We start from the raw sequence: 25,816 nt of genomic DNA, 5'->3' as shown, positions 1-25,816 counted from the left end.
CGCCGGGCGCCAGCGTCTCTTCGATGATCCGCATCTTATCGTCGCGAGACCAGCGACGACGACGCTCAACCCCGCCCAGGACCTCTACCCGCATCCACCGACCTTAAGGCTAGCCTTAAAGCTAGATCCTCGTCGGATACCTGCAACTCAACAAGGCGGCCCACCCCGGAGGAATACTCCGAAAGCGAAATACGTTGCCTCGAAACCCACACCGCTCGCGCGATATCTGCAAGTGGCCCATAACGGCGCAGATTGAGGCATCGACTGCCTCACATTTGATATCGCGTTTTCATTATTGCGTCGCAATATACAAGGATCGTCCAGCCCATCATGAGGCCGATGCGATGATCCGACATGCTGCACGCATGCTGGTGCTGGCGTGTTGTGTTAGCAGCCGGCCCGCCTACTCCAATTTCGACACACAGGAGGTCGTCCCTCCGCTTTCGTTCACGCTGTTCTGTACAAAGTACCCTGAAGATTGCCAGGAACAGCAGGACCGTCGGATAACAGGCTTCCGCTTCCGAGGGCAGCGCTGGCGCGAGCTCAATCAAATCAATTCAATTGTCAATTCTAGCATCGCGCCCGAGAGTCTGTTGGTAAGCCGGAATGACTATGAATGGCAGATCTTTCCCTATGATGGAAACTGTGGCGATTATGCCGTTACAAAACGCCATTTGCTGCTCCAAGCGGGCTGGCCAACCTCGTCTCTCCTTTTGGCAGAAGTTGTTATTCGCAACACAGGAGAGCATCACCTCATTTTGCTCGTACGAGAAGGAAGAGTCAGTTTCGTTCTCGACAATCTGAGCGGGGCGGTCGTCCAGCTCAACGAAGCCTCGGATCAATACGTCTTCCTGCGCACGCAATCGGGTCTGAACCCTCAACTCTGGATGCGCGGTCTTGCGAGATCTTAGCTGCTCGCCTGCGGTTCGAATTCTGCCACGTTCGGGAATTCAGTCATCCCGAGAGCTTGGGGTATTAGTCCCTTAGCCGGCCCTCCGAAGTTGATACGGCTGGCTCGTTAATAATAGCGCCCAATCAGCTCAAAAATACTCTGCCGCGGGTAGCAACGGGACAGGCTATTGGGTAAGAACACGCATCCAGTCTGTGAGAATTTGCATGACCAAAAAGCGCGCATTAATTACCGGTGTTACGGGCCAGGACGGGGCCTACCTGGCCGAGCTGCTTCTAGGGAAGGGCTATGAAGTCCATGGCATCAAGCGCCGGACCTCCCTCTTCAATACCGATCGCATCGATCATCTTTATCTCGATCCACACGAGCCCGATCCGCCGTTCCGGCTGCACTACGGCGATCTGACGGACTCCTCCAGCCTCATCCGGATCGTTGCCCAGGTACAGCCTGACGAAATTTACAATCTGGCTGCGCAGAGCCATGTGGCCGTGTCGTTCGAGGAACCCGAATACACTGCGAATTCCGATGGGCTGGGGACGCTGCGGATTCTCGAAGCGATGCGCATCGTGGGGCTCGAGAAGACGGCCCGCTTTTACCAGGCATCGACTTCCGAACTATACGGACTGGTTCAGGAAATTCCGCAGAAGGAGACCACTCCTTTTTATCCGCGCTCTCCTTACGCAGTCGCCAAGCTCTACGCCTATTGGATCACGGTGAACTATCGCGAAGCGTACGGCATGTATGCTTGCAACGGCATCCTGTTCAATCACGAGTCTCCTGTTCGCGGTGAGACCTTCGTTACCCGAAAGATCACGCGAGCACTCGCGCGAATCCATTTAGGTCTTCAGGAGCGCCTGTATTTGGGCAATCTCGACGCGCTGCGCGACTGGGGCCACGCCCGCGACTACGTCGAGATGCAGTGGTTGATGCTGCAGCAGGAGAAGCCGGAGGATTTCGTCATCGCCACTGGTGTGCAGCATTCCGTGAGAGACTTCGTTAATATTGCGGCCAGCGAAGTCGGAATAAGGATTCGCTGGGAAGGCAGCGACGTCGATGAGAAGGGCTATGACGTCTCTACCGGCAAATGTATCGTCTCGGTCGACCCTCGCTATTTCCGGCCCACAGAGGTCGCAACTCTCTTGGGAGATCCCGCGAAAGCGAAGCAGAAACTCGGATGGGAGCCAACGACCTCCTTCGAGTCTCTGGTTCAGGAAATGATGAAGGAAGACCTCGAATCGGCAAAGCGCGACGAACTGATCAAGCAGCACGGATTCAGATACTTTCCGCGTCACGAGTGATCCTGAGTTAGATCAGCCGTCACCGCGAGCGGGCCGGAGGTAAGCGCTCATCGCGACGCTCACCTTTGGCTGCTCTTGTTCGTCAGCAGACGTCATTTCTCCGCAGTCGAGGCCAGACGCCTCAGGGCAACCGAACCGCATCCTCCACTGGAAGTCCAATGTTGTCGTTAGCGCTTGTCGGTCCGATTCCCATCGCCCCTGTCGACTTGCGCTCGTCCGCCATGACTTCCGACCACCGACGAACAATTGTTTGTCGGTCCCACCGATCAAGGGCTCGCTTTCTTCCTTCCTCCCCGTAATGTTCGCGGAGGGCGGATGCCTCACTAAGCTGGCAAATTGCGGCTTGAAGAGCGGACGAATCTCCAGGTGGAATTACAAGGCCCGCGCCGATGACTTCCGCCGCAAGCCCCGTACCCTCCTCGGCCATGGCGATGACTGGCCGAGCGGACGCAAAGATCGCGCCAAGCTTGGAAGGCAACACCAGATCGGCCGCCTCCGCCTTCTGCGGAATCAGGTGGAAATCTGCAGTTGCCAACAACTCGTTGAAGCTTTCCTTGGGCTGAAGCCCGAAAAAATGGATGTTGGAATGCCCGGCGGCCAATTGCTCGAGCCTCGCCTTATCTGGTCCGTCGCCGGCAAGAATAAACCGAATATGTGGATGGCTTTGCTCCAACCCGATCGCGGCCTCGATCACGAATTCAAGCCCTTGCTTTCTCGACATCGTTCCGGAGTAGAGCGCAACGATGTCGGTCTCGCCAAGCTTGAGCTGCTCGCGATATTTCGTCATCCGCGAAGCGGGGCAGATCGCCCGGGTATCAATCCAGTTTCTGACCTCAACTGCTTTATCGAGGTCCACCCCTTTGAGGATCAGGCGATCCATCATCGGCTGAGAGATGGTCGAAACATGATCGAAGGATTTGAGAATCGCCGCTTCAGTCCTAAGCATCCATTTGCGCAAGAAAACGTTGCGCAGCAGACCAAGATCGAACGCTGCATCGACCTCGAAATCCTGAATGTGGAGCCACGATTTGGCGCCGACGCGACGAGCGACGAACGAAACGAAGGCAGCCGACATCAGAGACGGGGCTACCGCGATCATGACGTCTGGTCGCCAGGAGAGCGCATTCACGAGGGCCGGCGCTGCGCTCGAGAATGCGAAGGAGGCATGATGGATAAGTCGCTTCGCCCCTGACGGATGTTCAGGCACATAGATCGGCGTCCGCGTGACCCTAACGCCATCGATATGCCTCGTTCTAAAGTAAGAACTACTAAAGCGGTGCGGGATCTTCCAGGCGGGATAATACGGCGGAGCCGTGATCACCCTGACCTCGTGACCTTCGGCGACGAGGCTTTCGCAGAGCTCGCTATTGTATTTCGCCACTCCGATCAGATCGGGGGCATAATTGATGCCGACCAAAAGAACCCGCATAAAGGCGCAATCCAAGTAAGTTTCAGAGATTAAAACTATTGCAGCAGAATAGCTGAGCTCAGCTGGTGGCGCTGACCTCCAAATGACGGCCGTAGCCCTTTAGAAAATCCGCATACGCAGCAGCGAGACCGGCGCGCAGAGACGTATTTGGGTGCCAACCAAGCGCCCGCACCCGCGAGCTATCGAGCAGCTTGCGCGGCGTACCGTCTGGCTTAGACGTATCGAAGACCAGCTTGCCCCGATAGCCCACCACGTCTGCAACCGTTGCCGCAAAATCGCCAATCGATAATTCGTCGCCGCTACCCACATTGATCGGCAGGTCGCTTGAATAATTCTTCAGAAGAAAGATACAGGCGTCGGCGAAATCTTCGACATTGAGAAACTCGCGGAGCGGCGTCCCCGTGCCCCAGACAGTCACGGTCGGCGCCTGTGCGAGATTTGCTTCATGGAAGCGGCGAATCAGTGCGGCTGGTACGTGACTGTGATCGGGATGATAGTTATCGCCGCGGCCGTACAAATTGGTCGGCATCGCCGAAATGTAATCGTCTCCGTATTGACGACGATAGGCCTGGCACATCTTGAGACCGGCAATTTTCGCGATGGCGTACCATTCGTTGGTCGGCTCAAGCGGTCCGGTCAGCAATTCGCTCTCTGCTATCGGCTGTTTGGCATGCTTGGGATAGATGCAAGACGAGCCCAGAAACAACAGGCGCTGAACGCCGACGGCGTGGCTTGCGCGGATCACGTTGAGTTCGATAGCGAGATTCTCGCAGAGAAAGTCGACGGGGAAGTTGCTGTTCGCAGCGATCCCCCCGACTTTTGCAGCAGCGTGCACCACCGCGTCGGGACGGTTGGACTCCAGCCACCGCAGCGTCGGCTCCTCCTTGGTCAGGTCCAACTCGCGACGATCGGCAGAAAGCACTGTACAATTTTCTGAAGCAAGACGCCGCACGACGGCAGAACCGACCATGCCGCGATGACCGGCGACGAAGATCCGCTTGCCCGAAAGGTCGTAGGTTGAAGTCCCCGTCATCCGTTACCCCTACTCGGTCTTCCGATTGCGAAAGCCGAAAGCTCAGCCCTTTCGCGTGCCACGGAGTGCCGGCAGCCGGGCTCGTGCGCGCTCCCAATTGCTAACACAATCTTCACTGTTGAGCAGCCTGCTCAGGCGGGCCAGGCTATTAATGGTGAACTGCAACAGGGTGCGTAAACTTAAAGCAGACCATTGGCAGTAAAATAGGCGAAGCAGCCGCGCGAGCCGCACGGCTGCCCTCTCGACTAAACATCAGCTAGTCCAGCTGGCGCGGGATCAGTAAGCGCGTCGGAGGACGGGCCCCTCGGGCGCGCAGACGCGGTCCAAATACCAGCCATACGGGGTCTCGACCCGAACCAGCGGGCAGTGACGCGACGGCACATAACGGTACGGGTAAGGCTGTGCCCAAAAGGTAACCGGCGTTACCTGAGCGGCGCCTGTGAGCAGAGCCGCGCTTGCGGACATCTGCATGCCGGCATTTGCACTGCTCGCTGCCCCCAAGGAAGCGGCCAATGCCAAAAGACTGACCCGCGCAAACGACTTGAACATTCGTAAAGCTCCTTTGCCCCAACAGAATTCACCGGTGAAGCCACTCAGCCCCCGCGGGGACCGTCTCGGCAGCACTGAGACCCATCAACCAACCCTAGAAATCGCCCTAAAATCGTTGGGCTAGATTACCAAGGCCTGACGGAGGAACGCAACCGTTCCGAGGCACCGGATTCAAACTCGGAGCGATATGGTGCAGAACTGTGGCTTCTTGGCCCTAGTTCTCTCCGTTCCAGGCGCCCGGAGCGCCAAGGTCCGGCGAGCGACGGTAAACATCGCGAAGGAATTGATAGTTGACTGCTTGGGCGAGCGGTACCTCCTCCTCGCCCAGCTTCGCGAATATCAGAATGTCCCGAAGGGTTCTCCAGCGGCTTTCATCATAGTCGGCAATGCGTCCGCCGGTCGGCAAGATGAGGCTGCGCTGCTGCTGCAACTCGGCTTTCAGGCGATCCGAGATCAGCCTTTCGGGAGCAAAGCTGGCGAGAACAGGCACGCTCCGTGCATAATCGCTATAAGCGAACTGCCAGCCTCGGATAAGGCCTTGGAGCACGTCGGTGATCACGGATGGACGGTCATGAATAAGATCGTTGCTGGCGAAATAGACGAGCCCCGGGACATGGATGCCATAGTCCTGCGGCTTTATCATATTCAGCCGGACGTAACCCGCGCCGGACGGGCTCGGCTGGTCATCGATGGCGGCGATGATGGCGTCGACCTCACCGGCGCGGAGCGCATCGAAGCTGTCACGATCGGCAACCTTTGTCACCTGACTGCGTGGCAGGCCCAACTGCGCCATCATCGCATCGAAGATCACGTCTCCTTCGCTCGCTCTGCGGTAACCGACGCGCTTGCCAACCAAGTCGGGGGGCCGGCGCAAGCCGGATCCTTCCAGGGTAAAGATCGCAATCGAGGTGTCGAGGAAGCTTGCAGCGAACGCCGTTACGGGGACGCCGCGCCAGGCGGCCAGCAGAAACTTTTGGCCGCTCGTCACGCCGATGGCATGTTCGCGTGCGATCGTTTCAACAAAGTTCGGGTCGTCCGGGTGGGGCCCCAGCGCAATCCGGGAAGTGAAAAAGCCCTGCTTGAGCGCGATCAATTCGCCGGCAAAACGCGCCGCGTAGGGTCCGTCGAGGAGCAGACTTGCCACAGCCGCGGGATTCGCCCCTTGCCGCAGCGGCAACGAATCCGGGCGCAGCGCGATCAGGGCCAAGCCCAGCAGGGCAACGGTCGCAAGGCCAATCGCCACATACCGGCTGAACCTTCGCCTGGATCGCCGCCGGGACCGGGTCTGAGGCACTGAAGGCTTCCTAACGGACTGTGGAATTTAACATATCGGGTGAGGGCAAATGCGCTACAATCAATCCATTGGGGTAAGGTTACTTTTTCCTTCGCCTTGTTTTAATTGCGATTCTGCCCGATAGCACGGTGTATTCGGATAGTGAATTGATCGTAAGTGAGCTTTTAGCGCGATGACAATTCTATCACCACGATCGGCCTCTGTGCCTGATTCCGTTGCGGAAATTCGTGTGCTCGAGCAGGTTTCGCCGGCACCTCAAGGTTTAGCCTGGAGCTTTCTTCGTCCTCTGGTGGTGGAACGCCTGGTGATGGTCGGCGACGCCGTGCTGGTGGTGCTGAGCGGCATTGGCTGCGCGGTCGCCTATCATCTCTACACCCAATCGGCGCTCGGCAAGGCCGATGTCTACGCCGCGGCGAGCGTCCTGGTTGCCATCAACTTCATCCTGCTGACCACGGTCCAGCACGGTTATCGGCTCAAGAACATCACCAGCCTGTCGCGCGCGTTCCGCACCACGTTGACGACGTGGACCGGGCTGTTCGGCGCGCTGCTGGCGATCGCCTTCACCATGAAGGTCAGCGAGGAGTTTTCCCGCGGCACCACGCTCTCGTTCTACCTGGTCGGCCTCACGGTGCTGCTGGCCTGGAAGCTGGCGGCCGGGCGCTGGACCGCCAGGGCGCTCGCGACCGGCGCGTTCGCCAACAGCCGCGCGGTGATGATCGCCGAATTCGGGCTGCCGGCGGCGTCCAACACCATGAAGGACCTCGCCCAGCACGGCTATCGCCTGATGCGGATCATGGAGATCCGCTCCGCCGACCTCGCCTCGCCGCTGCTGCTCTCGGCGATCGCGCCGCGTTTTGACGAACTGATCGCCTATGCGCGCGAGAACCGGGTCGAGCACATCTTCCTGCTGATGAGCTGGAGCCGGCAGCACGCGATCGACAGCATCCTGGACGCGCTGAAGATCCTGCCCGTTCCCGTGCATCTGGTGCCCGATGCCCACGCCGCGCGCTTCCTGCGCTATCCGCTGCAATCGACCGGCAACACCTTCACCGCGGAGCTGCGCCGCGCCCCGCTGTCCCGGAACGAACGCGCGCTCAAGCGCACGCTCGACCTCGCCGGCACGGCCCTGGCGCTGATCGTGTTCGCCCCCGTGATGCTGGTGACCGCCGTGCTGATCAAGGCGACCTCGAAGGGGCCGGTGTTCTTCCGCCAGACCCGCAACGGCTTCAACGGCCGCGCCTTCAAGATCTACAAGTTCCGCACCATGCGCGTGCTCGAGGACGGCCCGAAAATCGTGCAGGCGCAGAAGAACGACCCGCGCGTGACCGCCATCGGCAAATGGCTGCGCAAGACCTCGATCGACGAGCTGCCGCAGCTCTTCAACGTGCTCAAGGGCGACATGTCGCTGGTCGGCCCCCGCCCGCACGCGGCCGCCCACAACACCGAATATGAGCAGATCATCGGCAACTACGCCTACCGCCACCACGTCAAGCCCGGCATCACCGGCTGGGCCCAGGTTAATGGTTACCGCGGAGAAACCCGCGCGCTCGAGATGATGCAGAAGCGCGTGGAGTATGACCTGTGGTACATCAATAACTGGAGCTTGTGGTTGGATGTGAGGATTATCGTTGGCACGCTTGGTGTAGCCTTCGTGTCCTCCGCATACTAGGGCAACGTATCGCTACCAAGATCAGCGAACAGACGTTCGCATCTTGCGGATCCAGCGCAGCTTATAAAAAGCTCCCGCAATCTATATCAGAATCGCGAGCGCTCTTGCGGCAAGATTAATCAAGAATGGAAGATTGCGTGCTGTCTGAACAAAGTCGGATTGATATCAGCTACAAGCCCAGCCCGTACTCACGTAAGAACCAGATCGGCCGAGTACTCTGGGGTGTGACCTATGCCCTGCTTTTTCGGCCATCGCCACGGCCTCTCCACTCGTGGCGTCGCATGTTGTTGCGTCTATTTGGCGCGCAGCTAGGAAGGAACGCAAAGGTCTTCTCTTCTGCAAAAATCTGGGCACCTTGGAACCTGGAGTTGGGAGACTACAGTACGATCGCACCAGAGGTTGACTGCTATTCCGCAGGGAAAATCAGCATTGGGAGTAACACAACCGTATCGCAATACAGCTATCTCTGCGCGGCGAGCCACGACCATAACAAGGCGAAAATGCCGCTGTACACAGCGCCGATTACAATAGGATCGCAAGTTTGGATTTGCGCGGATGTCTTTGTGGGCCCCGGCGTAAGTATTGGCGAAGGTACGGTAGTGGGCGCGCGGTCTTCTGTTTTCCGTGACCTTCCACCGTGGAGCATCTGCGTGGGCAGTCCCGCCACAGTGCGCGGCCCGCGCGTTGTCACTTAGCGGCATTATGGGATTCCTGGAGTAACGATGAGTCCGAAAGCAAATGTTTCGATTTTCATCCAGACGTTGGATGAAGAAGCAAATATGGCGGCATGCCTAGAATGCTTCCACTGGTCAGATGACATAGTCGTATTGGACTCTTTCAGCTCAGACCGCACCGAGCAAATTGTGAAAGCGTTCGGAGCGAGGTGGGTACAGCACAAATATGAGGGGCGGGCGGCTCACCAGAACTGGGCCATGGAAAATATTGAGTTTAAACACCCCTGGGTATACTACAGCGACGCGGATGAACGGGTTACGCCAGAGCTAAGAGACGAAATCATTCGAGTGACTTCCAGACCCAATGACGAGGAAGTCGCCTACCAACTTCGCCGGCGTGATCATTTCCGGGGAAAATGGATTCCGCGCAGCACAAACTATCCGCTTTGGATCGTAAGGCTATTCAAGCCGGGCAAGATTCGATGGGCGCGAAAGGCCAACCCTGTTCCGATAATCGACGGAAATCTAGGCACGCTCCAGCACGATTATCTGCACTACCCGTTTTCGAAAGGCCTTACCGACTGGATATGGCGACACAATCGTTATTCTTCGTACGAAGCAGAGGAAACGATCCGCTCTATCACTGAAGAGCGGCTGAACGTTCGTGAACTTTTTTCGTCGGACCCCACTCAACGTCGAATCGCGCTTAAAAGGCTTTCGTTCCGGCTGCCGGCGCGACCTATCCTGAAGTTTATGTATCAATATTTCCTGCGGCGCGGGTTCCTGGATGGTGCAGCCGGATTTCACTATTGCTTGCTTCAAGCCATCTACGAGTATTTCATCGTACTGAAAGTCGCAGAACTACGCAGTACAAAAGGCGTCCAAGACGGAACGGCGTCATGCCCGTCGAAGTGACCGACTGCCCGATGCGGCCCATTACGAAGGGACCAGAAAATCACTTCTTTGGCTATTATGACAAGTCGCCGTGGAACAACCGTGGGGACGCCATTCTGGCTCATAGGTGCGCCTCCTACAACCGAATGCCTGCCATCGGAGAGGCTGTAGAAATTGGGGTTATAGATGAGAAGCGCTCTGAGGAATTTCGGCCCGTGGCTAAGACACGCGCTTGGAATTTTCAGCAAGGAGCTATGGCTCAATGGCTGTCGGACGAGCATATCATCTTCAATAACGTGAACGACGGTACCGCAGTTGCCAGCCTGGTGAGGAGCGACGGTTCCGTAGAGGCACAGTATGACCGACCAATCGCGACCATCTCCGCGTCCGGTGCATGGGCTGTTAGCATAAATTTCGGCCGGCTTTCACAGCTCAAACCCGAATACGGGTACGCGGGTTTGTCCGACGTTTATGCCGGCTCAAGGCTACCCGTCGATGATGGTCTCTGGCGTCTGGATCTGAAATCTGGGCGCTCCGATCTACTACTCCCACTGTCACAGATCGCAGCTACGGGGCCGGACGGAGATTCCGCCGACGCGGTACACTACCTCAATCACCCGATGGTGAATCGAACCGACGATCGCATTTGCTTCCTTCACCGCCACATTAACAGAGCAGGTACCCAACACACGAGATTGTTCAGCTGCCGTCCCGACGGAAGCGAGCTTACGCTGCTCATATCGGGAATGGCTTCTCACGCAGGATGGCGGAATTCTTCCGAGTTGCTGGCGTGGGCCGGCGAGCGGGCAATGCTGAAATCCGCAGCAACCGGATTTGCGAAAAGACTCCCGGTGGGAAAGATACTGAAAGTTCTTTACAGAGCATTAGGGAAGCCTGCCCTTCTAAAAACTACGATCATGAACGACAGATACATTGTATTCGATCACGACTCGGGAACACGGCGCGACGTTGTTCGGGGTATTCTGCGAACTGATGGTCATTGCAGCTTCTCCCCCGACGGCGATTGGTTTGTGACTGATACCTACCCTGACAGAAACGGACTGACCTGTCTGTTCATCGTAAAGTGGAAGTCGGAGCAGGTCATCAAGATTAAAGAATTTCTAATGCCAACGGAACTCGACAATGACGTTCGCTGCGATCTGCACCCTCGCTGGCATCCAACAGCCCCCATCATTTGTGTTGACTCCGCGCACCTTGGTTCTCGACAGATGTATCAAATCGACGTTTCCGAAGTAGTGCGCTCTGCTTAAGCCTCGACCTGTCATCCACCACCCATTAGATCAACGACGAACCGACCGATGGATACAAGATACTCAATCTATCTGTGGGAGCCAGAGACGTCCCCCCACAAGCTTCCCCTATTTTACGAGTTGCTGGAGCATAGTCGCGTTCAAAACGTGACCTTCATCGCCCAACGCCCTCTAAATCAGAAACGACGTTTGCAGGGATGGGAGGACGCACCACGCGAGGACAGCCCAATAATTCTCGCGCCGACAAATGAGCAAGTCGAAGCACTTATTGCGAACTCCCCCGAAGACTCCATCCACATATTTTCAGGCATGCATTGGGTACCATGCATAGTTGACGGATTGCGAAGCGCAGTTCGCCATCAACGGAGATTCGGGATTCTTCACGAACCGAGAGTACTTGAGGGGCCAAAGGGGCTCATCCGATGGGCGCACTCTTGGCTGACCGAGAGGCATCTTCGAAACAACGCAAAGTTTGTCTTGGCGATTGGCGCGCATGGCCCAAGCTGGTTCAGATTAACCGGCTATCGTCAGCAAACTATCTTTCCCTTTGCTTACTTCTTATCCGAACCGGCCATAGGTCTTCCCCCAAGCTTCGCCATCAATGCTAGATCGAGCACGCGGATCAGCTTCTTGGGTCGATTAGAGGAAATAAAAGGAATTCATCTGTTTATCGATTCCATAAAGCACGTAGGATCGCCCGTCGAATTCTCCGTCGCGGGGCATGGATCGTACGAACGGTTCTTACTAGATGCGGCGACGCGGATTTCCAACCTGAGCTATCTAGGCCCGATAGGGATGCCGGAGGTGCCTCAGTTTTTAGCGGAGACCGATGTGCTGGTTCTTCCCTCAACAACAACAGATGACGGATGGGGTGCAGTAGTCACGGAGGCGCTGTTGGCTGGCGCCTCGGTGGTCACGTCCTCGAAGGTCGGCGCTTCAATGTGCCTCGCCGACCCAATTCGAGGTCTCGTTCTTAATCGACCCACAGGGAAGGATCTCGCAGAAGCGATAGATCAAACTATCGCAAACGGGTATTGTCGGTCCGAATTCAGAAAAGTGCGCAGTCGATGGGCTCAAGAGCATTTGACGCGAAAAGTGGGAGCGAACTACCTCCTAGATATCCTTGACCACTTGTTCGCAAACAAGCCTCGCCCGGCATCGTTCGTGACGAGCCCTTAGCTTTTCCTCCACCGAAGACAGATTAGGATCCGCTTTGCAAAACGAGACACTATATTATCCCCTGTTGGGAAGTAGGAGAGATCTGGGCTTCGTCCGCCTGTCAGGACTGGGGCTGGGCAACAGCTTCTTCACCTATTTTCATACGCACATTCTTTCCCGGAAGCACGGGGGGCGAGTAATCTTTCCAGCGTGGCGCTCAATAAAGACTGGACCAATCCTGCGTGGAGATGCCCGCAACCGTTTCTATAGCGGCCTCTTTCAACCAACACCTGATGAAGTCACTGGATTTGCGAAATACGCGGCGTTGGCCAGGGTAGGCTCGAAAACAAATGTCATTCACGTGGATAGAAGCACATCAGCACCGATAGATGGAGCGCTGAACCTCGTCTCTTGCCGCCGATTCGTTTTTGATGGACTTATCGAACATCGATCCGAGATTCGCAGCCGATTCCTTGAGATATTGAAAGAGCCGGTTTCCGAGCCTCCCCGCTGGGGTCAATCTGACTACATCGCATGTCATGTTCGCATGGGAGACTTCGCCGCCCCTGCTAGTTTGGCCGAATTGAATAGTGGAGCGCCGAACAAGCGCATTCCCTTGTCGTGGTACGCGGGAGTCCTGAGACGCCTCAAGAACGAATACCCGAACAAGCCACTGCTGATTGTGTCGGACGGCCACGCCAAGGAACTTCGCGACCTTCTGACAATAGGAGCAAGACTGCATCCCACGCGATCGGATATTGGCGACCTGCTTGCGCTTTCGTCCGCGTCAATTCTAGTTGGATCGAATTCAACATTCTCTCAATGGGCCGCGTTTCTCGGCGACATGCCTTCGGTATGGCATGTCCGATCGGAGGGCACGGAAAGCATATGCAGCAATCAAAGAAGGATCGCGTATATACCTGTTGGATCAGAAGATCTGTCGAACCCTATCTTCTGAAATTACAAAGCGAACAATGGCCAGAGTCAGTCCGGATAAAATGAGGCTCATCGCCTCCCTGGGATTTAATCTGATAGCCAAACTGCCTTCGGTGCTTGGCCTTCTGGTTGTTTTGCCCCTTATCAGCAGACACCTTGGAGCCAAGAACTATGGCGAGTTTCTCGCCATGCTTGCGTTGGGCTCGACATTTACGTTCTTCTTCGGCGGCATAAACACTGTAACCAGAAGACGTTTGAGCTTCGCTTACTCATCAGGTGACATATTTGAACAGTCGAAGGCGATATCCGCTGGAGTGACGGCGGGAATTGCTGTCGCACTGGCAGCAGGAATCGCTACCGCTTTTATAGCGAACCTCACAGCCAGTTCTTGGTCATTGATCGTGGTTGCAACCATACCTGTCATTGGCGCGTTCGCTAATATTCTCGACAACGTCCGAGCCGCCTACAACGAGCACTACATCACCGCGATTCTTCAAACGATTGCGCAATGCGTCATATATGGCTGCGCAATAATCTTCAGCTCTCAATTGGACTCTGTCATTGTTTGCGCGATGGTTTTGAATTTACCGCTCGCGCTTGCGAGCGTTCTCACGTTTGTTTTATTATGCCGAGAAAGGCGTGGGTTGAAGTTCGCGGTCCCACGCGATTTGGGACACACGATAAAGTCGGCCTCATATGTAGTTCTTGCCGATGGAGCCGTTAGCTCAGCCCTTAGCGGGAGCCTGTATGGGTTGGGTGCAGTTGGCGCGACCGAACTCGCGGCTTGGTACGGCACTCTCATGAGGGCCTTCCAGGCACTTCTGGCGCCCATCCTCCTGATCATGCTTCCTCTCACAAGCTTTGTCAGCCTTCGCTGGGTCAAGTGGAACACGCTAGTCCGACAAAGAGCGCTGCGCAATGTAATCGCAGTGGCTGTGATCTACGGCTTCTCCGTCGGGCTGACTTTCGCCCTAGGAGGAAATCATTATCTCGAGACTTTTTTTCCCCAGATTCAGCATCCTTCCTCAATCACCCCGCTTTGCGTGGCTGCCTTCTTTGGAGTGATAGTCGCTCAAAAGATGTATGTTCAGTTGATCTATTCGGTGAGCGAGGCCCGGCAACTATCAATCCGGATATTCTCCTCAATCAGCTTTGGGACATGTGCAGGACTAGCAAGTCAATTCTGGCTCTCTTCGACACAAGCTCTAAACCTGTTTTGTGTCTCTACTAGCGTGACGCTTCTTTTCGCCATCCTCAGCGATCAAGCCTTCCGCCGAAAAGCTCTTTAGACCGCAGGCTAGTTGCGAAGGTTAGCCCTGGCAGAAGCCTGCCATACGTTCACCGAACGAACTGTAATTGGTGAAGAGCGACCGGCTGTCAGGATTAAGATCAGGTGCTGCCGATCGAGGATCCCAAACTTCCAGGGACTAGAAGCAGTAACGGGCGGATCCTCGTCACGAAATTTCGTCCACTGAATGGACGATCCTATCTGCTTCCGGTCAAAGTAGAACTTTACCGAGCCACGAGAATCCTCGGTAGCCGGTATCCAGAGCATTCCGAACTTGTGATATTGGCTCCAGTCCGTATCGGCAGGCGCAACCCTTTCATTGTTGACCGAGTCGACTTTGCACCGACCAGGCTTGCACGTGACGTCGTAAATGCCAAAGAATTCATGGCCCGCGGCTCCGTATATGTTGCGCGGCTTCGGAAGCGCGTAGAGATACTCGAAAATATCGAGCTCGACGGTATGATTAAAGTTGGGTTGCTGCCCGTTCCAACGCTGCACTGGCAGGGCAGCAGAACTCTCAAGCGACACGGACCAAAATGCGGGCCAGACCGCCTTGAGGTCGACCGTAGTCGGATCGAATCGAAGTTCGGCCTCGAAATAGCCCCCACCACCGAAAGCTTGTCCAACGAAGCCTGGAGGCTTGGCTATGTTAGCCGCAGTCACTAGCCCAAGGGCATTCCTTAAACTGGAAGTCGTGATACTACCGTCCGCATTGATAATGTTGTGGTCAGGGCTTTGCTGCGCTCCCTTGATGATGTTCGAATTATACCATTTCATACCTGGGATGAAAGTCAGGGATTGATCTACAGTGGAGGGGCTGAAATCAGCCTGTGATGAAAACGTATTAACGAGGTATCCTGCTTCCCGAGCGATATCTGGAGTTTCCTCAGCGCGGGCCACAGAGCAAATTAGAACTGAGACCACCAATATACTTGCTGAGCATCCAAACACATTATAGGCCATAGCTCGAAGTTCCCTGTATATAGCATAGGTAGCATCGCCCTCGTGTTAGGGCACTGCTGACAGCGAAGTACACTGACCGGGGAAGAGGTAGCTGGATGAATAGCATTCACGAAGTGCAAGCGGACCGTACCAAAACCCTGCTCCTTTCGCCACTGCTCAGGGTCCACCAAGCGGCTATTCTGCTTCTCGTTGCCCTGAGCTTTTATACTAACGTACGGATCGGAACACTCACCGCCTTTGACATTCTTGCTGCCACATATTGCCTTATACTACTTCCCTACGCGCTTCCGCGCTTCGATCACACATTCTTTGTAGAGCACGGACTACCGTTAGCAGCGTCATGCCTTTTTGCGCTCGCGACCTTAACCTCTGCCACAGTGACGCTCGGAACCGACGAGCATCTGATCAAGTCTGCTATTCTGGCAGGCGACGTTTTTTTTATGATTATTTTTAGCTATATCGCCGCCCATCTTTCAGCCCTCGACATTCGGACAATCCAACAGGCGCTAGTGTTATCAAGCGCGGTAACGGGCGTCGTCTGTATCGCTCAAGGCAAATTCGGTCTGTTTCTGGAGCTTTTACCGAAGCCTGGACAACAGCTGGAATTCTGGAGTCGCCCGTCGGGACTCGTTGAGCACCCGGTAGAAGCAGGCCTGATTGGCGCGTACGGGGCGATCCTTGCGCTCGATCTAATTCTAGACAAGAGGCGCGTTGCTCTAAATGTAGCTTGCATACTGATCATTGTTTACGCTGAAACCGTGAGCGCTTCTCTCACCGGCTTCATCTGCATGGCGGGCGGAACGTCCGGTCTGCTTCTTCTGAGAGGGAACGTCAGACTCTCAACTATCGTCCTATGCTTTGCCATTATGGCGGGCGTCGGATTCGTTATGTCCGAATACCTTTCCAATACGTTCTTCGTAGAACGATTGGCTCGCCTTTCGCAAAGTGGCCTCGACTACGACACGTTGAATTCGCGGTCCTCACAAATGGCTGAAGCCTTCGACCGGCTCATTACCAGTCCAACGAACGCGATCCTTGGCTTTGGATACGATCCAAATACGCGAATAGACAATCTAGACATTCACAATGGCCTCTTAGCAGCTTGGTATAATTTCGGAATCATAGGAGCAGTAAGCCAAGTGCTCTTCTTGGTCTATTTCGCTTCTGCCATGATAAAAAAGTCACCAGATCGAAAGATACTGGGTCTCATTGTGCTTGCAGTGTTCCTCCTTTTCTATCTCAGTGGGCCCGCGTTTTTCCGGAGGTCGGTTTGGATTCCTTTGTTCCTGCTAGCTGAAAAGAATCGGTCACGATCGCTTTCCTTAGGCCAGCGCTAGTCGTCGCGTCAAACACAACGGTACGTTATTTTTGGTTTAGCGAGTACCTGAAGGTTGTTACATTTGCCATTGTGCCCAAGATCGTGTCGATTCGCTTATAGCCGGGCACGCCGATTTCTTTACAAATGTCACTTCGAAAGTAGCACAGCTTAACTCGTACAGCTCGCGCACAGCCGTTCTTAATGCTCACAATGTGATCAAATAGGCTTGGATTCACAATATGACTGCGAGCGGCGGCTTCAACGTCGAGGCAAGGGCGTCCCAGAGAGTCTCGGACGACAGGTGAGTTTGTCTGATCCGCTGAACCTTGCATCTTGAAGGATGGCGAAGTGGCATTCGCCTGAGCATGAACATACGGAACCACGGCGATAAGAACTAGAAGTGCCACCGCGCACCGCACGTGTACAGAATCCATCATTGCCACGGCCTCTCGTCGGTCTTTATGCCCGGAACTTGAATGTTGACACCTCGAGAAACAAGTCTTTTGGCGAAGGCCTCGCGCGGTATTAGATCTATCTGAGCCAATCCCTTTAACAAGGTATCCTTTTGAGGCCAGCCCGGCCCAACCAAATTTTGCATGGCAATATCGATGAACCCACTATCGACAAGAGCGGCGAATTCGGCGACAACTTTGGCTTGCATATCGTCGCCTAAGCCAGAAAAAATGGAAAGAGCGAGGCGATTTCGCTTTAGCGCAACCCAAGCATCAAGGGGCGCAGCCGAATACGATTCTTGCAGATATCGATTGTTACTCGAATCAAATCCCTCGCTTAAGTTCTTAAGAGAATAAAGCTTCAGCCATAAGAATGCCTCTGACGGATTAGAGGATAGCACTTTGACTAATGCGGATTGTGCGGACTCCATTTTCGCATCGACGTCGTCGGACGCGTTTGACCGAGCGGCCTCTTCGGCCATGCTAAGTTTTAGGAAGGCTGTCGCGCGCCATAGTTCCGACTGCGGAAGAAGCCACCCAGTTGAATCGAAGCGAGTGAGCAGGTCAGCCAAGACTTCTGATTTGAAGTGCTGATCATCCAGAATGCGCGAGATTACATCACGCCCGCTACCCGAAACCTTGAAACATGGAAATACCACGACTGGCCATGCCACGCCGACTACAGCCAGCAAAATGAAGAACGCGCGCGGGGCGTTCCGTGAAAGAGAACTATTCGACATACCCGTAACGAGCATAGTACTTCTGATAATAGTATCGACCATGATAAGATTCGTATCGTGCTAATGCTTTTGTGTCCGCCTTGTTCAGAACGACACCGAGCAGTTTGTCGTGGATCTCTGGCGAACCTCGTAGGTTATGCTTAACGACATCAATTCTAGTTTTGCCCCACTCCACGACGAACACATAAGAATCAACGAATGCAGAGGTCACGCGCACGTCAACAACGGGCGCCATCGGCGGCATATCCAGCACTACGTAATCGAATTTCGCGCGAAGCTGAGTCACTAGCGCATGCATCGCCTTTGAGGCCAGAATCTCGTTGGTGTGCAGCAATCTCGAGGTGGTGCCTGCGGGCAGGATCGACAGCTTGGTCTCGGGATCGACGATCAGCGCGTCCTCGAGCAGGGCCTTTTGGGCAACGACGTCGACCAGTCCGAGCTTCGCGTCGGGCACCAGCGCACGCGACAGCGAGGGGTTGCGCAAATCGGCATCGACCAGGATGACGCGCGCGCCGCCATGCGCCATCAGCTGCGCAAGGTTGGTCGAGAGCGTGCTCTTGCCCTCGTTCGGCAGGGTCGAGGTGGTCGCCAGCACGCGGTTCTCGCGCACGATCGAGTTGAGATCGATCGCGACCTTCACGGAACGTACGGCTTCGGCGAAGCGCGACAGCGGATTGTCGACAACATAGCGCAGCAGGTCGGGCTGAGGGTTGCCTTTGCTGGTGAGCTTGCCGCTCCGCATTTTTTCACCGAGCCCAGGTGCTGCCGCCGCGCCGAGCGCCGGCAGGATTGCGATGCAGTTAGCCCCAAGCATGTCTTCTACTTGGCTGGTGGTACGGAACACCTTGTCGACAAGCTCCCGGGCCAACGCTGCGCCAAAACTCAGCATCAATCCACCCAGCAAACTAGCAGCAAGAATGATGAATGATTTGGGCGAGCTCTTGTTCAGCGGAGTAGTTGCTGCGCTAATCACCCGTGCTTCCGTGATGGGAAACGACTGCTGCTGCACGCTTTCCATGTAGCGTTGGAGAAAATTGTCGTACATCGCCTGGTAGCTCTGAGCGGTGCTATCGAGCTCCCGGAGCTGCACCTGCGCCTGGTTGGTGAGCTGCGATTCCGAGACGACGTTGGCGAGGCTCGACTTGATCGATTCCTCGCGCGTGACGGCGATGTCGTGATCGCTCTTGTAGGATTCCTGGATGCGCTTCAGTTCGTCCTGGATGTTCTTCTTGATCTCGGCCATCTGACGGCGGAGATTGACGGCGGCCAAATGATCAGCGCCGTATTTCATCGCCCAGATCGATTCCTTGGAGGCCATGTCGACATATTGCCCGCGCAGCTTGACGATAGTGTCGTTCTTCAGCGCGTCGGCCACGTTGGCGTCCGGAATTTCCTGTTTGAGGATGTCGTTCAGGCGGTCGAGCCGAGCCTTTGCCTCGGCGGTTGATGCGTGCGCGAGGATCAGCTGGCTATTCACTTCCGCGAGTTGCTGCTCATTCATGAGCCGCCCGCCAGTATCGACGATGTTGTTGGCGGTCTTGAAGTCCACCACCGCCTTTTGCGCGGCCGAGGCCTGGGTGCGCAGCTCCTTGATCCGATCTTGCAGCCAAACGCTGGCGCGGCGGGTCGCCTGGTACTTCGCTTCGAGTGAATCGACGATGTAGGCGTCCGCGATCGCGTTAGCGATCTTCGCGGACTTTTGAGGATCTTTCGAAGTAAAGCTGATCTCCATCACGTAGGTGACGCCAAGACGCTTGATGGAGCGGTTCTTTTCGAAGCGTTCCAGTGCCTTTCGAGTCTGCTCAAACTCCGACGGCGCGTGCCCATCGGACAACAGGCCGGCGACGGCCCCGACCACTGTACCAAGCAAGCCGCCCCCGGCACCAGTGAACTCAGGATCGTCGATCAGATGCAGGTCGCGGATCACCGCGAGGCTGATATTCTCGGATTTCAGGATCTCGACCTGGGTCTCCACGGTCGCGGAATCGACGGCGATGTCGCCGAGCACCGATTGCTGCTGGAACAACTGCACCTTGCGGGTGTCGATCACCATCGAGGCCGTCGAGGTGAACAGCGGCGCGGCGGTGAAGAGATAGAGCACCGCCAGGATCACGCACGCCGAGACGATCGCGATCATCGTCGGGAACTGGCGCCTTACAATGTCGAGATAGGAGGTGAGCGTCTGGGCCGGCGAGCTTTCGGACTCGGCGTAGTCCCGGTTGATCTCCGACGAAGGCTTATTCACCTGCAACATTGTGCAATTCCCAAAAGCAATCCGTTAAATACACAGGGATTGGAAGTCCGGCATCGCGGGCTCAGCGTTTCGCGAAGCGCTCGCACAAAGAAGAGACCGCACGCCAGAATAGCACGGCCTCAATGCAACCAGAACCGATTTGATGCAGCGCAATGCGCCAAGCCCCTGCCAATTCACATGAAGCTTAACGGCCGAAATGCAAAACGGCGCGATGAAGCGCCGCTTTGACTGGATCGCGAATAAGGCAGCCAGGAGGCTTTCGGCCTCCGGGCAAATACGGTCAGCGCGTGCTGATGCGGTTGGCGGCGTTGGTGGTGCCGGCCACGCCGCCCGAGGCGCCGCCACTGACCTGCGTCGCGTAGTGCAGGCCGCCGAAGGTTGCGAGGGACCCGCCCGGTCCGCCGTTTGCAAAACCGCCCGCTCCCGTGGGGCCGCCCGCGCCGGAGCCGCCGCCGCCCCCGCCACCGCCGGCCGCCGCGATCGCGACGTCGCCGGTTGCGGCCTGGTAGGCTGCGATCACGTCGGGGTTGTTGGTGCCTGCGATCGCCGCCTGGATCTCATTGGCGAAAGCCTGGTCGGCTACCGCGGCCATGCGGGCGAGCTGGGCCAGGCCGGCGGTGATCGCGCGGATCTGGTCCTTGGTGGTTGCGGGGTCCTTGAGGAGCGCGATCAGCGCTGGGACCGTGGTCGGATCAGACGCGCCGAGGTCGCGCACGCGCGAGATCAGCTGCGCACCGGCCGGATATTGCGTCAACAGCGTGCCTGGTGTCGCCTTGAACTCGGAAATGACCGTGGCCGGCAGCTGGCGCTGCGGCGGATAGACGGCGGCGCTTGCGGCGCTCGAAATCGTCGCGGCAAGGGCCGCGGCCGCAGCCATGCGAAGCGCAATCTTGATAACGCTCATAATAAACCTCCAAAAAACGTCTGCCCACTTTACGTCTCGGCCCGGGCAAGTGGCTGTGTAGTGCCGGAACCTAGCGGAAGCGTAAACTGCTGTCCACTTATTCTAAAGACTTCGTAAACGGCGCAACTGCTTCAAAACTAGACAGTTTTGTGAAGCTCGCGGGCGCGGCGCAGGCCGCGCGCAGGCGGCGTCCGGCGCCCCTGCTCGTCCGGTGCGGCGATCGCCTCGCCTTGCGCCCGCGCCGCCTCGCGGATGCGGAACGATTGCGCCAGGCCGGCGCCGAAAAGCGCAAAGAACGGAATGGAATAGCCGGGGATCTGGAGCGTGAAGTCCAGGCAGGAATGCAGCAGCGACAGGCTCGCGGTCGCCGCTGCCGCCAGCGGGATGATGGCGTCCCGCCGCCTTGCGAACACGCCGCGGCCCAGGATGACGAACATGACCGCCCATGCAACCGCCACCAAAAGCGCCATGGGGATGCCGACGTCGGAGGCGAGCTCCAGCGGCGTGGAATGGGCGATATCCCAGATTCCGCGAATCGAGATGTTGGGGCTGCGGTAGGGCGGGAAGGCCCATTGGAAGGTGCCCATGCCGGTCCCGAACCAGGGATTGTCGGCGATGATCTGAAGCGTGGATTTCCAGGCCTCGATGCGGCCCTCGTCGACCAGGCCCTGGCTGTCGAACCGGCTGGAGACGCGGCCGCCGAGCAGTTGCATCAGGCCGAGCGCCACCACCACGCCGGAGCCGAGCGAGATCCAGATTCCGGTCCGCGGCGGCAGGTCCTTGCGCAGGAACACCGTGAAGGAGACGATCATCGCGAGCAGCGACAGGCTGACGCCGGCGCGCGAGCCGGTCATGAACATCGCCATCAGGCAAATCAACAGCGCTCCGAGATGCGGCAGGATCTGGCGCGGCGGGATCTCGGCCACGTCGCGCCAAACGCGCTGCCACTCGATGTGCCGCTCGGGCAAGCGCCGGCGGACATCCTCCAGGATCAAGAGCATCCAGATCACCGCACAAGACCCGAAATAGGCGGCGGCCGTGTTGCGGTTGATGAAGGTGCCGGTGACGCTGCCCATATAGGCCGTCTTGTCCCGCCACAGGATCATGGTGGGCTCGATCAGGAACGAAGCGACGCCATAAAGCGCGTAAAGGCTCCCGGAGACGGCGATAACCCAAAGCAGACGCCGGGCGCGCTCACGCTCGGCACCGACGGTGATGCCAAGGAGGATCGCCAGAATGTTGGCGAGCGGCGCGCCCAATGCGAAGAACGCCTCGTTCTTGACGATGGACGCCGACGGCGCAATCGGCACGCCGAGGAGGTCGGACGCCTGCTTCCAGATCGGATTGAACGGCGCGATCCAGGGATGATCGGACAGCTGCTCATGCAGCACGAAGGCGTATCCGGCCACGATCACCCCGATGCCCGCGATCATCCAGAAATGGGGCCGCCGCAAGTCGCGCGCGGGCGCCACGATCAAGGCGAGGCCCAGGCACAGGCACCAGAACGCGATCGAGAGGTCGTTGGTCGAGCCGAACGGGAACGGGGCGCCGGCGGCGACGAAGAACAGGATGAAGGTCGCAGGCCAGCTCCACGACCAACGTATATGGGGAAGAAGGCGCATCGTCAGTTAGCCGACCTCGGCTCTAGCTCTAGAGGAAGCAATCGATCGGATAGATCTTCAGATCCACGTTCAAGCGGCTGATCCGGGTCTGCGCCCGGAAGCCGTAGAATAGCCCAACGTTATCACTCCCCGAATCGAGTTTTATTCCAGGTGTTAATTCGTCGGGCGGGACCAGAAGGCCGATGTGACGGTTGATACCGGAAATCTCAACCCGCCCCTCCCCTTCGCCAAAGCGCCCCCGAAGTTGGGTGACCGTCACTTTCGGCAGGCCGCGCCGCTGATGGCAGACGTCCTCCTCCCACAATTTGGTCTGCTGGACCAGCGGCTTGTCAGTTTTGTCAGGGACAACAGCATCCGGGAAGGATGGATGCAGCATCCCGAAGAAGCGACTCTCTTTGGCGTTCGCCGACAATCGGACGGTGAATGAAACTTCGCCCTTAGCACCCCGGAGGCGCTGAAAGATCGGCGCATCGGGCTCGGCTGAGACCACCACGTCGATCCGGTGGCGGACTCCGAACTCCGCAGCCGCGCCGGCAGCCTGTTCGAGCAGAACAGGGCCCGCGATGATGAGCGTTAGAGAACGCCAGAATGCTTGCCGTCGAAAGAGCATGAAGCCTCGCAACCGCGCGGGGGTGACCGATCACCGGCGAACCTTGCTCGGTGGTGCCTTGATCCAAACTCGAACAGCACCCGCCTCGATCGCTAAACGAAAATGGCACCGGGACAAAGCCCCGGTGCCATTCGCTTCGAGCCGCCGATCGTTAAGGCGCCAACTTGACGTTGTTGCGGAAGATCAGAGCGTCGTTGGCGAGGTTCACGGCATCGCTGCCGGTCGCCATGATCACCCGCAGGTAGGTCAGGAACTTGGCCACTTCGACGTTGGTCGAGTTCGAGACGTAGATGATGTCCTGATTCTTCATCATGACCTTGGTGGCGAGGAAGAACCCGCCCGGATCGCGGAAGTTGACGTTGAAGATGACCGGGATCGTCTCGGTGGTGTACTTGCTGACGTCGATGCCAAGCTGAGCAGCGACCTCACGCGGCTCGCGGCGATAGAGGTACACGGCCGCCGGATTGGCCTGGCCGTCGAGAAGACCACCGGACTTGCCGACGGCCTCGCCGAGATTGATGCGCCAAGCGTCGAAGTTGAACTCGCCACTCTGGCCGCTGGCGCCGAACGCCAGGAACTTCTGCTGCTCGCGATAGACGTAGATGCTGTCGTCCGGGCGAACGTAAATGTTGTTCTCGGGCGTCATGACCAGGTTCTCGAACGGCACCGTCGCTCGCTTGCCGGCACGCTCCAGCATGACCCAGGTCTCAAAGCCCTGACCCTTGATGCCGCCAGCGCGGGTGATCGCGTCAAGCACCTTGTCCTTCGCACCCGCGGCGCTCGCCGGATAGCGCGCCGGCGCGTTGACTTCACCCAACACGCTGATGAGCTGCGTCCGCTGCGAGGACATCGCAACCACAACCTGCGGCTCGATGGCGCGGTTGGAGATCTTTTCAACAATTGCGCGCTGGATTTGGACCGACGTAAGGCCCGCGGCCTTGACCTGACCGGCATAGGGCACGGTGATGTAGCCGTCATTGTCGACCGATTGATCGGGAATGGTCACGAAGTTGCCGGGCCTGACGCCGGCTTCCGCCGGGATGAAGAGACCACCTGCCGCGGCTTCGAAGATGGTAACCGCAACAACGTCGCCAATCCCGAACACGATGCTGGCCGGCGGCCGCTTGTCCGTGAACGCACCCGCAAGACCCTTGGGCTCATGGCTGTGCAGTATGTTGACCGTGGCCGGATTGAGCGGCACCAGCTCATAGGCCGGCGCATTCTCGGTCTGGATCTTGTTGTTGACGTCATCTGTTAACGGGCCGGAGCCTGGATTGGTCGAGCACGCCCCGAGCGCCAACGCGACCGCCAGAAACGCCGGCTTGAATACATATGTCTTGGCAAAGGAATGCATGAATCGCCCCGATCGTCCCGAATTACCTCAAAGTGGTACGGTCTAGCGGGCAGCGCGACAAGAGTTCCAGGCTGAAACCGATGGTTAACGGCGCAATGAGTCCGCCGGTGTTGCGCCTGCGCCACTACTTCGGAACCTCGCTAACCCTTTGTGACTGTTTGTTGTAATTCGTGTGCCCGCTCAGCAGGCAAACGCTCAACCGAAGGGCGCGGCGTTCTCATCCCCGCGTGTCTCTGCTAATGCTCCGCTGTCTCATGAGGAGTTCCGGCGTTGCTCTTGTCGCTTCTTTCCCTTGCCCTGACAGGACGGTTGCTCGCCGGACCTGGATACGAACCCCCGGAGCGCCCCTTCGTTGAGATCGCAGCCTCCTCCTCGATTTGGAAATTCACCCGCACCCAAGGCCCCAAAGAGGGCGAGAGCTTCGCTTCCATCTCCAAAACAGCCGAGACGATGCAGTCCGCCCCGGAGTTCGCTGGCCTGATCGTCCGCTGCGCTCCCAAAGGCAAGATCGACGTCTTGGTGGCCTTGATCCGCCCCTTCCCGCCACGGAGCCACCCGCGAGTAACGATCTCCTCAACCGGCGGCGGTACCCAGACGTTCGAGGCCAGCATGGCCGCCGCGGGCGCGGCGGTGCTCTTGCCAGACGAAGTTTCGGCCTTAGCCGCCGGTAAGTGGCAGACGATGCCCTCGCTTTCCGTGGTGGTGAAGGAAAGCGACAGCGAAATCAAAGGCGTGGTGGCCCTGAGCGGGCTGCGGGAAGCCTATAATTCTCTGGCGGCAAGTTGCGGCCAATAGACAAAATTTAGCCATATGACTTAAGGGTCTTTTTAGGGTGCGGAACCTAAGGTCCGGAGCACGGAGTGTTTCGGATGACCGAGCTTTTGATCTTCAGCTTTCTGGTAGGCGCAGTTCTGGGCCAACGCTTTCGCGTCCTGGTGCTGCTGCCGCTGACCTTCGTCATGCTGCTCGCCGCGATCCCGGTCGGCTGGATCGCCAATCTGGGCTTCCTTGACGGCCTGAAGGGCGTAGTGCTCGCGGCCATCGCGCTCCAGGCCGGTTATCTTTTTGGCTCGGCCGCCCGCTTTGCTCTCGCCGCCGGTCGTGCCGCCCGCGTGTTTGCCCGTCCGCTCAAGACGGCCCGCTGACCTCTTTGGCGGATCAAGAGTCCCGTCTGATCCCGCAGGCGACGCTTCGTT

At 57.4% G+C, this 25,816-nt stretch carries 22 protein-coding genes; 12 read left to right on the top strand and 10 right to left on the bottom strand.

The features are described 5' to 3' along the window. Positions 1-344: 344 nt before the first annotated feature. Both ABIB90_RS22565 and gmd read left to right on the top strand, forming a co-directional pair. Positions 345-911 (top strand): transglutaminase-like cysteine peptidase, encoded by a 567-nt coding sequence (locus ABIB90_RS22565; RefSeq protein WP_007595489.1) that lies wholly within the window; start codon positions 345-347, stop codon positions 909-911. A 205-nt stretch (positions 912-1,116) separates the two neighbouring features. Further along, positions 1,117-2,208, top strand: a complete 1,092-nt coding sequence (gene gmd, locus ABIB90_RS22560) for a GDP-mannose 4,6-dehydratase (protein ID WP_007595490.1) — start codon at positions 1,117-1,119, stop codon at positions 2,206-2,208. A 121-nt stretch (positions 2,209-2,329) separates the two neighbouring features. Here the strand turns inward: gmd and ABIB90_RS22555 are convergent, their stop codons facing one another. The 3 genes from ABIB90_RS22555 to ABIB90_RS22545 form a co-directional block, all read right to left on the bottom strand. Next, a complete protein-coding gene (locus ABIB90_RS22555) occupies positions 2,330-3,637 on the bottom strand; it encodes a WcaI family glycosyltransferase (RefSeq protein ID WP_354201405.1) in 1,308 nt (435 codons plus the stop codon). Between the two features lie 58 nt (positions 3,638-3,695). Further along, positions 3,696-4,670, bottom strand: a complete 975-nt coding sequence (locus ABIB90_RS22550) for a GDP-L-fucose synthase family protein (protein ID WP_354201404.1) — start codon at positions 4,668-4,670, stop codon at positions 3,696-3,698. Between the two features lie 763 nt (positions 4,671-5,433). Next, positions 5,434-6,462 (bottom strand): ABC transporter substrate-binding protein, encoded by a 1,029-nt coding sequence (locus ABIB90_RS22545; protein WP_354201403.1) that lies wholly within the window; start codon positions 6,460-6,462, stop codon positions 5,434-5,436. 280 nt (positions 6,463-6,742) lie between these two features. Here ABIB90_RS22545 and ABIB90_RS22540 point away from each other — a divergent pair, with 280 nt between their 5' ends. From ABIB90_RS22540 to ABIB90_RS22510, 7 genes are all read left to right on the top strand, one after another. Next, positions 6,743-8,182 (top strand): undecaprenyl-phosphate glucose phosphotransferase, encoded by a 1,440-nt coding sequence (locus tag ABIB90_RS22540; protein WP_354201402.1) that lies wholly within the window; start codon positions 6,743-6,745, stop codon positions 8,180-8,182. A gap of 125 nt (positions 8,183-8,307) precedes the next feature. After that, positions 8,308-8,877, top strand: a complete 570-nt coding sequence (locus ABIB90_RS22535) for an LbetaH domain-containing protein (RefSeq protein WP_354201401.1) — start codon at positions 8,308-8,310, stop codon at positions 8,875-8,877. A 27-nt stretch (positions 8,878-8,904) separates the two neighbouring features. Continuing rightward, entirely contained in the window at positions 8,905-9,771 is an 867-nt protein-coding gene (locus ABIB90_RS22530; protein WP_354201400.1) for a glycosyltransferase family 2 protein, read from the top strand. Further along, complete coding sequence (locus ABIB90_RS22525) at positions 9,756-11,021, top strand: hypothetical protein (RefSeq protein WP_354201399.1); 1,266 nt, start codon at positions 9,756-9,758, stop codon at positions 11,019-11,021. The genes ABIB90_RS22530 and ABIB90_RS22525 overlap by 16 nt, the downstream gene beginning before the upstream one ends. A gap of 48 nt (positions 11,022-11,069) precedes the next feature. Beyond that, the gene (locus tag ABIB90_RS22520) at positions 11,070-12,200 is read left to right on the top strand and encodes a glycosyltransferase family 4 protein (protein ID WP_354201398.1); all 1,131 of its coding nucleotides are present in this window, start codon (positions 11,070-11,072) and stop codon (positions 12,198-12,200) included. Between the two features lie 34 nt (positions 12,201-12,234). Next, positions 12,235-13,137 carry an O-fucosyltransferase family protein gene (locus tag ABIB90_RS22515; protein WP_354201397.1) on the top strand — a complete coding sequence of 301 codons (903 nt, stop codon included), beginning with the start codon at positions 12,235-12,237 and terminating at the stop codon, positions 13,135-13,137. A gap of 40 nt (positions 13,138-13,177) precedes the next feature. After that, positions 13,178-14,404 (top strand): polysaccharide biosynthesis protein, encoded by a 1,227-nt coding sequence (locus ABIB90_RS22510; protein WP_354201396.1) that lies wholly within the window; start codon positions 13,178-13,180, stop codon positions 14,402-14,404. Positions 14,405-14,412: 8 nt separating this feature from the next. On the opposite strand, the gene ABIB90_RS22505 is transcribed toward ABIB90_RS22510, so the two are convergent. Continuing rightward, on the bottom strand, positions 14,413-15,366 hold the full coding sequence (locus ABIB90_RS22505) for a LamG domain-containing protein (RefSeq protein WP_354201395.1): 954 nt from the start codon (positions 15,364-15,366) through the stop codon (positions 14,413-14,415). A 95-nt stretch (positions 15,367-15,461) separates the two neighbouring features. Here ABIB90_RS22505 and ABIB90_RS22500 point away from each other — a divergent pair, with 95 nt between their 5' ends. Further along, positions 15,462-16,703, top strand: a complete 1,242-nt coding sequence (locus ABIB90_RS22500; protein ID WP_354201394.1) for an O-antigen ligase family protein — start codon at positions 15,462-15,464, stop codon at positions 16,701-16,703. Between the two features lie 414 nt (positions 16,704-17,117). Here ABIB90_RS22500 and ABIB90_RS22495 read toward each other — a convergent pair whose 3' ends face one another. The 6 genes from ABIB90_RS22495 to ABIB90_RS22470 all read right to left on the bottom strand — a co-directional run bounded on the left by ABIB90_RS22495 (position 17,118) and on the right by ABIB90_RS22470 (position 24,620). Further along, positions 17,118-17,918 carry a hypothetical protein gene (locus ABIB90_RS22495; RefSeq protein WP_354201393.1) on the bottom strand — a complete coding sequence of 267 codons (801 nt, stop codon included), beginning with the start codon at positions 17,916-17,918 and terminating at the stop codon, positions 17,118-17,120. Beyond that, entirely contained in the window at positions 17,866-20,130 is a 2,265-nt protein-coding gene (locus ABIB90_RS22490) for a polysaccharide biosynthesis tyrosine autokinase (protein WP_354201392.1), read from the bottom strand. Before ABIB90_RS22490 ends, ABIB90_RS22495 begins: the two co-directional genes overlap by 53 nt. A 280-nt stretch (positions 20,131-20,410) precedes the next feature. Next, complete coding sequence (locus tag ABIB90_RS22485; RefSeq protein ID WP_354201391.1) at positions 20,411-21,034, bottom strand: hypothetical protein; 624 nt, start codon at positions 21,032-21,034, stop codon at positions 20,411-20,413. A 137-nt stretch (positions 21,035-21,171) separates the two neighbouring features. Continuing rightward, positions 21,172-22,656 carry an O-antigen ligase family protein gene (locus tag ABIB90_RS22480; protein WP_354201390.1) on the bottom strand — a complete coding sequence of 495 codons (1,485 nt, stop codon included), beginning with the start codon at positions 22,654-22,656 and terminating at the stop codon, positions 21,172-21,174. A 28-nt stretch (positions 22,657-22,684) separates the two neighbouring features. Continuing rightward, positions 22,685-23,266, bottom strand: coding sequence for a hypothetical protein (locus ABIB90_RS22475; protein ID WP_354168129.1), 582 nt, complete (start codon positions 23,264-23,266; stop codon positions 22,685-22,687). A gap of 151 nt (positions 23,267-23,417) precedes the next feature. Then, the gene (locus tag ABIB90_RS22470) at positions 23,418-24,620 is read right to left on the bottom strand and encodes a polysaccharide biosynthesis/export family protein (protein ID WP_354168131.1); all 1,203 of its coding nucleotides are present in this window, start codon (positions 24,618-24,620) and stop codon (positions 23,418-23,420) included. A 270-nt stretch (positions 24,621-24,890) separates the two neighbouring features. On the opposite strand from ABIB90_RS22470, the gene ABIB90_RS22465 reads away from it, so the two are divergent. Continuing rightward, the gene (locus ABIB90_RS22465; RefSeq protein WP_354168133.1) at positions 24,891-25,415 is read left to right on the top strand and encodes a hypothetical protein; all 525 of its coding nucleotides are present in this window, start codon (positions 24,891-24,893) and stop codon (positions 25,413-25,415) included. Between the two features lie 74 nt (positions 25,416-25,489). Further along, a complete protein-coding gene (locus tag ABIB90_RS22460) occupies positions 25,490-25,765 on the top strand; it encodes a hypothetical protein (RefSeq protein WP_007595516.1) in 276 nt (91 codons plus the stop codon). Positions 25,766-25,816: the final 51 nt, after the last annotated feature.

The organism is Bradyrhizobium sp. JR4.1 (genome assembly GCF_040548605.1).
Taxonomy (GTDB): Bacteria; Pseudomonadota; Alphaproteobacteria; order Rhizobiales; family Xanthobacteraceae; genus Bradyrhizobium; species Bradyrhizobium canariense.
Note: the sequence above shows the minus strand (reverse complement) of the source record. Positions and strands in the feature narration are given on the sequence as shown.